5 protein-coding genes are annotated in these 6704 nt (G+C 71.5%); 3 read left to right on the top strand and 2 right to left on the bottom strand.

What is annotated here, in order from left to right:
• A partial coding sequence (malQ, locus tag FE633_RS31230; RefSeq protein ID WP_138048528.1) for a 4-alpha-glucanotransferase occupies positions 1-1924 on the top strand: 1924 nt, incomplete at its 5' end.
• A 20-nt stretch (positions 1925-1944) separates the two neighbouring features.
• Positions 1945-2193, top strand: coding sequence for a hypothetical protein (locus FE633_RS31225; RefSeq protein WP_138048527.1), 249 nt, complete (start codon positions 1945-1947; stop codon positions 2191-2193).
• 97 nt (positions 2194-2290) lie between these two features.
• On the opposite strand, the gene FE633_RS31220 is transcribed toward FE633_RS31225, so the two are convergent.
• Complete coding sequence (locus FE633_RS31220; RefSeq protein WP_138048526.1) at positions 2291-2812, bottom strand: MarR family winged helix-turn-helix transcriptional regulator; 522 nt, start codon at positions 2810-2812, stop codon at positions 2291-2293.
• Between the two features lie 129 nt (positions 2813-2941).
• On the opposite strand from FE633_RS31220, the gene FE633_RS31215 reads away from it, so the two are divergent.
• Positions 2942-3904 (top strand): EamA family transporter, encoded by a 963-nt coding sequence (locus FE633_RS31215; protein ID WP_138048525.1) that lies wholly within the window; start codon positions 2942-2944, stop codon positions 3902-3904.
• A 97-nt stretch (positions 3905-4001) separates the two neighbouring features.
• Here FE633_RS31215 and pepN read toward each other — a convergent pair whose 3' ends face one another.
• The gene (pepN, locus tag FE633_RS31210; RefSeq protein WP_138048524.1) at positions 4002-6596 is read right to left on the bottom strand and encodes an aminopeptidase N; all 2595 of its coding nucleotides are present in this window, start codon (positions 6594-6596) and stop codon (positions 4002-4004) included.
• Positions 6597-6704 lie beyond the last annotated feature (108 nt).

Here is a 6704-nt window from a genome sequence, read left to right as displayed (position 1 = left end):
CGCGGCGGACGCCCCCGCGCCCGCCGCGCGAGCCGGGCGCCCGAGCGGCCCGCTCCCCACCGCTCTCGCCGCACTCCCCGCGGGCACCCGCCTGCGCATCCGCACCGAGCAGGGCGAAACCCGTGCCTCGGCGGAGCAACTACCAGAGGGCGTCCACGAGTTGGAGGCCACTGCCCCTGACGGCCGCACCGGCCGCGCCCACCTCGTCGTCGCCCCGGCCCGGCTGCCGACGCCCCCGGGGCGCACATACGGACTGCTCGTCCAGCTCTACTCCCTCCTCTCCCACCACTCCTGGGGCATGGGCGACCTCGGGGACCTCGCCGAGCTGACGGCCTGGGCGGGGCGGGCGCACGGCGCTGGATTCGTACAGGTCAACCCGCTGCACGCGGCCGTACCGGGCGCGCCCACCGACCCCTCTCCGTACCGGCCCTCCTCGCGCCGTTTCCCCGACCCCGTGTATCTGCGCGTCGAGGACATCCCGGAATTCGCGTACGTCGAGGACCGTGACCGGGTCCGTACGCTGCTGGAGCGCGCCGACCGACTGCGCGGATCCGTCCTCCACAAGGGCGCGTTGATCGACCGCGACGCCGTGTGGGAGCTCAAGCGCGAGGCGCTGGAGCTGGTGCGCGAGGTGCCGCTGGGGCCCGGACGACGCGCCGCCTACTGCGACTTCCTCGCCGAGGAGGGCGAGGCCCTGGAGGACCACGCCACGTGGTGCGCGCTCGCCGAGAGGTACGGCTCCGACTGGCACTCCTGGCCCTCGGGACTGCGTGACCCGCGCTCGGCCGCGACTTCCCGGGCCCGCGGCGAGCTGATGGACCGCGTCGACTTCCACAGCCGCCTCGCCTGGCTCACCGACGCACAGCTCGCCACCGCCCAGCGCAGCGCGCGCGACGCGGGCATGGCCGTGGGACTCGTCCATGACCTCGCCGTCGGCGTGCACCCCGGCGGCGCGGACGCGTGGGCGCAGCAGGAGTACTTCGCGGACGGCATGTCGGTCGGAGCGCCCCCGGACGCCTTCAACGCCCGCGGCCAGGACTGGGGCCTGCCTCCCTGGCGCCCCGACCGGCTGGCCGAGTCCGGCTACGCCCCGTACCGCCGCCTGCTGCGTGCCCTGCTCCGGCACGCCGGTGCCCTGCGCATCGACCACGTCATGGGCCTCTTCCGGCTCTGGTGGATCCCGCGGGGAGAGGCGCCGACCGAAGGAACGTACGTTCGCTATGACGCCGAGGCCATGCTCGCGATCCTCGCGCTGGAGGCCTCGCGCGCCGGAGCGCTGGTGATCGGCGAGGACCTCGGCACCGTCGAGCCGGGCGTCCGCGAGACGCTGCATGAGCGCGGCGTGCTCGGCACATCCGTGCTGTGGTTCGAGCGGGACTGGGACGGCGACGGCCTGCCCCTGCCGCCCGAACGCTGGCGCGACGACTGCCTGGCCACCGTCACCACCCACGACCTGCCGCCCACCGCAGCCCGTCTCACCGGCGACCATGTCGAACTCCGGGACCGTCTGGGCCTGTTGGCCCGCCCTCTGGAGGAGGAGCGAGCCGAGGCGTCCGCGGAGACGGGGGAGTGGCTGGCGCTGCTCGCCCGGCTCGGGCTGCTCGACGGGGCCGGCGGCGGAGCCGGAGTCTCGGAAGAAGCCGAGATCCAGGCCCTGCACGGCTTCCTGTTGCGCACCCCGGCCCGCATGATCGGCGTCTGGCTCCCGGACACCGTCGGCGACCGCCGCCCGCAGAACCTGCCCGGCACCTGGGACCAGTACCCGAACTGGCGCCTGCCCGTCGCCGACGCCGAGGGCCGCCCCGTCACCCTGGACGAACTCGCCGCCTCTCCTCGTCTGCACGCCCTGCTCGACGTGGTGCGCGGACGGGCCGCCGAGCGGTGCGAGCCTCATACGGCACCCCCGGGCGCGCGACCGGATTAGGGGTTCGCTACGTTTGCTCCGTGGACAAGAAGAACGCCCTGCGCGCCGGCACGCTGGCCGCCGGTACGACGCTGATGATGCTGCTCATGTCGTCCCCCGCGCTCGCACTGATTCCCGACGACGGCGACGACCCCGGCTCGGGTCTGAGCGTCATCGACACGCTGGGCCTCTATGTCGTGGCGCCGATCGTGCTGTTCGCGGTCATCGCCGGCCTGGTCATGGTCCTGGACAAGTCGACGGACCGGCAGCCCAAGTCCAAGCAGGGCTGACTCCCGGGGGTTCTCCGGATCTTTCCGAGGGCGCCTTCCTCGCCCACGTACGCGCGTTTCGCGGTACGCGGGCGAGGAAGGCGCCCTCGGCGTGTTCTCAGCTCCAAGGCTCTGGGTCGACCGTGCCCGCGAGCAGCTGACGCAGCAGGTCGGCCAGTTGTCCGGCTTGGTCCTCATCAAGCGCCGACAGCGCCTGCGTCTGGAGGGCGAGCCCGGCCTCGACCGCGTCGTCGATCATCGCCAGGCCCTTGTTGGTGAGCGTGACCTGGAGGGCCCGGCGGTCGTGCGGGTCGGGGGACCTGCGGAGCAGGCCGGCCCGCTCCAGTTTGTCCAGCCGGCCGGTCATCCCCCCGGTGGTCAGCATCAGCGTCTCGGAGAGCCGTCGGGGCGAGAGGGTGTACGGGGCGCCGGTCCGCCGGAGTGTGGCGAGTACGTCGAACTCGCCGCGCGAGACCCCGAACCGCGCGTACGCCTTGTCCATCCGGTCGCCCAACGTCCGTGAGAGCCGGTAGATACGGCCGAAGACCTCCATCGCGGTGGTGTTCAGATCGGGGCGGACGACCGCCCACTGGTCGATGATCGCGTCGACGGCGTCTCGGGGGGACTCGGGCGTGGCCATACGGGGAGTATCCGCATTCGTTCGCTCGGTCGCAAGAAAGTAGCTTGACGATAAGTAGCTTATAGGTAAGCTACTTACGCCCAAGCCACTTCCTCCCGCCCGCCATCCTGCCGTCGCCTGGAGCCGGTCATGAGCCGCCCCGCCACCTCCGCCGCCCCCGTCACCATCGCCCTCACCGCGCTGGCGCCCATCTCCTGGGGCACCACCTACGCCGTCACCACGGAGTTCCTGCCGGCCGACCGCCCTCTGTTCACCGGCCTGATGCGGGCCCTGCCCGCCGGGCTCGTACTGCTCGCGGTCGCCCGGAGACTGCCGCGCGGCGTCTGGTGGGGGAAGGCGGCGGTCCTGGGCGCCCTGAACATCGGCGCCTTCTTCCCGCTCCTCTTCCTCTCCGCCTATCGCCTGCCCGGCGGTATGGCGGCGGTCGTCGGCTCCGTCGGCCCGCTGTTCGTCGCGGGTCTCGCGGCGGTCCTGCTGGGCGAGCGCCCGACCGTGCGTACGCTGCTCACCGGCATCGCGGCGGCGCTCGGCGTCAGCCTCGTCGTACTGAAAGCGGCCGGTGCGCTGGATGTCATAGGCGTCATGGCGGCCGTCGCGTCGACCGCCTCGATGTCCGCGGGCACGGTCCTCACCAAGCGGTGGGGCCGGCCCGACGGCGTGGGGCCGCTCGCCCTCACCGGCTGGCAGCTGACCGCGGGCGGCCTGCTGATCGCGCCGATCGCGCTGCTCGTCGAGGGGGCGCCGCCCGCGCTCGACGGCCGGGCGATCGGCGGCTACCTCTACCTCGCGCTGGCCAACACGGCGGTGGCGTACTGGCTCTGGTTCCGCGGCATCGGCCGCCTCGCCGCCACCCAGGTCACCTTCCTCGGCCCGCTCTCCCCGCTGACCGCGGCCGTCGTCGGCTGGGCGGCGCTCGGCCAGGCGCTCGGTCCCGTGCAGGTGGCGGGTATGGCGCTGGCCTTCGGAGCGACGGTGTTCGGTCAACTGGGACCGCGTACCCCCGTCCGGGGTGGAGGCGACGGCGGGGCCGTGGTGGCCCGTGGGCTCGGAACGCCGGGTGGCGCTCCGAGCCCACGGGAAGTGCGGTCCTGATGCCGCGGGCCGTCCGTGGCTGGTCGCGCCCACGCGGCGGAGCCGCATACGCCTCAGCCCCGCGCCCCGTCAGGGGCGCGGGGCTGAGGCGTATGGCCTACGGCTGTGCCGCCGCGTCCGCTGACTGGGCCTTCAGGGCGCGTTCGATGCCGGAGCGGGACTCCGAGACCAGGCGGCGCAGGGCCGCGTTCGGCTCGGCGGAGGCCAGCCAGGCGTCCGTCTTCTCCAGGGTGTCCTGGGAGACCTGCACGGCCGGGTAGAGACCGACCGCGATCTGCTGGGCCATCTCGTGCGAGCGGGACTCCCAGACGTCCTTGACGGCAGCGAAGTACTTCTCCGTGTACGAGGCCAGGAGTTCGCGCTGGTCGGTCTGGACGAAGCCGCCGATCACCGCTTCCTGCACGGCGTTCGGGAGCTTGTCGGACTCGACGACCGAGGCCCAGGCCTCCGCCTTCGCCTCCTCGGTCGGGCGGGCGGCCCGGGCGGTCGCCGCGTGGCGCTCACCGGCGGCCGTCTTGTCGCGCTCGTACTCGCCCGCGATCTCCGCCTCGTCGAACCGGCCCACCGCCGCGAGCCGCTGTACGAACGTCCAGCGCAGCTCGGTGTCGACGGCCAGCCCCTCGATGGTCTCGCCGCCGTCGAGCAGGCCCTCCAGGAGGTCCAGCTGCTCCGGGGTACGGGCGGTCGCCGCGAAGGCGCGCGCCCAGGCCAGCTGGTGGTCGCTGCCCGGGGCCGCCGCGCGCAGGTGCGCGAGCGTGGCCTCGGTCCAGCGGGTCAGGCCGGCCTCGCGCCAGGCCGGGTCCGCGTACAGGTCGAGGGCCAGCTTCACCTGGCGGTGCAGCGTCTGTACGACGCCGATGTCCGACTCCTTGCCGATGCCGGACAGCACGAGGGACAGGTAGTCGCGGGTGGCGAGCTCCGCGTCACGCGTCATGTCCCAGGCCGAGGCCCAGCACAGGGCACGGGGGAGGGACGCCTCGAAGTCGCCCAGGTGCTCCGTCACGAACGCCAGCGAATCCTCGTCGAGGCGGACCTTCGCGTACGAGAGGTCGTCGTCGTTGAGGAGCACGATCGCCGGGCGGCGCCTGCCCACCAGCTCGGGTACGGCGGTCAGTTCGCCGTCGACGTCGAGCTCGATGCGGCCGGCGCCGCTGTCCTCGCCGCCCCGCCGCAGTTTGCCGCTGTCGTCGTCGAGGTCGTAGAGGCCGATGGCGATACGGTGCGGGCGCAGCGTCGGCTCGCCCTTCGCGCCGGCGGGCAGGGCAGGGGCCTCCTGGCGGATCACGAAGGACGTGATGACACCGTCCGCGTCCGTCTCGATCTCGGGACGGAGGATGTTGATGCCGGCGGTCTGGAGCCATTTCTCCGACCAGTTCTTCAGGTCGCGCCCGCTGGTCTCCTCCAGCGCGCCGAGGAGGTCCGACAGCCGCGTGTTTCCGTACGCGTGCGTCTTGAAATAAGCCTGCACGCCCCGGAAGAACTCGTCCATGCCGACGTACGCGACGAGCTGCTTCAGCACGCTCGCACCCTTCGCGTACGTGATCCCGTCGAAGTTGACGAGCACGTCGTCGAGGTCGCGGATCTCGGCCATGATCGGGTGCGTGGACGGCAGCTGGTCCTGCCGGTACGCCCACGTCTTCATCTGGTTGGCGAAGCTGGTCCACGAGTGCGGCCAGCGCGAGTCGGGGGAGTACGCCTGGCAGGCGATCGAGGTGTATGTGGCGAACGACTCGTTGAGCCACAGGTCGTTCCACCACTCCATGGTCACGAGGTCGCCGAACCACATGTGGGCGAGCTCGTGCAGGATGGTCTCGGCGCGCATCTCGTACGCCGCGTCCGTCACCTTCGAGCGGAAGACGTACTGGTCGCGAATGGTGACCGCGCCCGCGTTCTCCATCGCCCCCGCGTTGAACTCCGGCACGAAGAGCTGGTCGTACTTCTTGAACGGGTACGCGTAGTCGAACTTCTCCTGGAACCAGTCGAAGCCCTGCCGCGTGACCTCGAAGATCGCGTCCGAGTCGAGGAACTCGGCGAGGGAGGGACGGCAGTAGATGCCGAGCGGGACGGACTGCCCGTCCTTCTCGTACACGCTGTGGACGCTGTGGTAGGGGCCGACGATGAGCGCGGTGATGTAGGTGGAGATCCTCGGCGTCGGCTCGAAGACCCAGGTGTCGTCCTTGGGCTCGGGCGTCGGGGAGTTGGAGATGACCGTCCAGCCCGTCGGCGCCTTCACGGTGAACTGGAAGGTGGCCTTCAGATCGGGCTGCTCGAAGGACGCGAACACGCGGCGTGCGTCCGGAACCTCGAACTGTGTGTAGAGGTAGGCCTGTTGGTCGACCGGATCGACGAACCGGTGAAGCCCCTCACCGGTGTTGGTGTACGCGCAGTCGGCCACGACCCGCAGGACATTGCGTCCCCGCAGGATGCCCGGGAGCGCGATCCGCGAGTCCTTGAAGACCTCGTCGGGATCGAGGTGGTCACCATTGAGGGCGATCTCGTGGACGGTCGGGGCCACCAGGTCGATGAAGGACTCGGCGCCGTTCTCGGCCGAGTCGAAGCGCACCGTGGTCACGGACCGGTAGGTGCCGCCCTCCTGCGCGCCGGAGAGGTCGAGATCGATCTCGTACGAGTCAACGGTGAGCAGCTTCGCCCGCTGCTGAGCCTCTTCGCGGGTCAGGTTTGTGCCAGGCACGCGGTCATCTCCTCGTTATGTGTGGGTTCGGCCATCCTTCCACGGGACCTGCGGGGAAGGCGACGTCCGTTTCCCGCCGGTGAGAGGCTCGCGCGGGCGGGAGCATCG

The sequence above is a fragment of the Streptomyces montanus genome (assembly GCF_005786655.1).
Taxonomy (GTDB): domain Bacteria; phylum Actinomycetota; class Actinomycetes; order Streptomycetales; family Streptomycetaceae; genus Streptomyces; species Streptomyces sporangiiformans.
The sequence above is the reverse complement of the archived record's forward strand: the minus strand, read 5'-3'. Positions and strand labels throughout refer to the sequence as shown.

Bases quoted from the DNA above. Each gene is read 5' to 3' on its own strand.
- FE633_RS31220 (WP_138048526.1), bottom strand. From the start codon at position 2,812: ATGGCCACGCCCGAGTCCCCCCGAGACGCCGTCGACGCGATCATCGAC.
- FE633_RS31215 (WP_138048525.1), top strand. From the start codon at position 2,942: ATGAGCCGCCCCGCCACCTCCGCCGCCCCCGTCACCATCGCCCTCACC.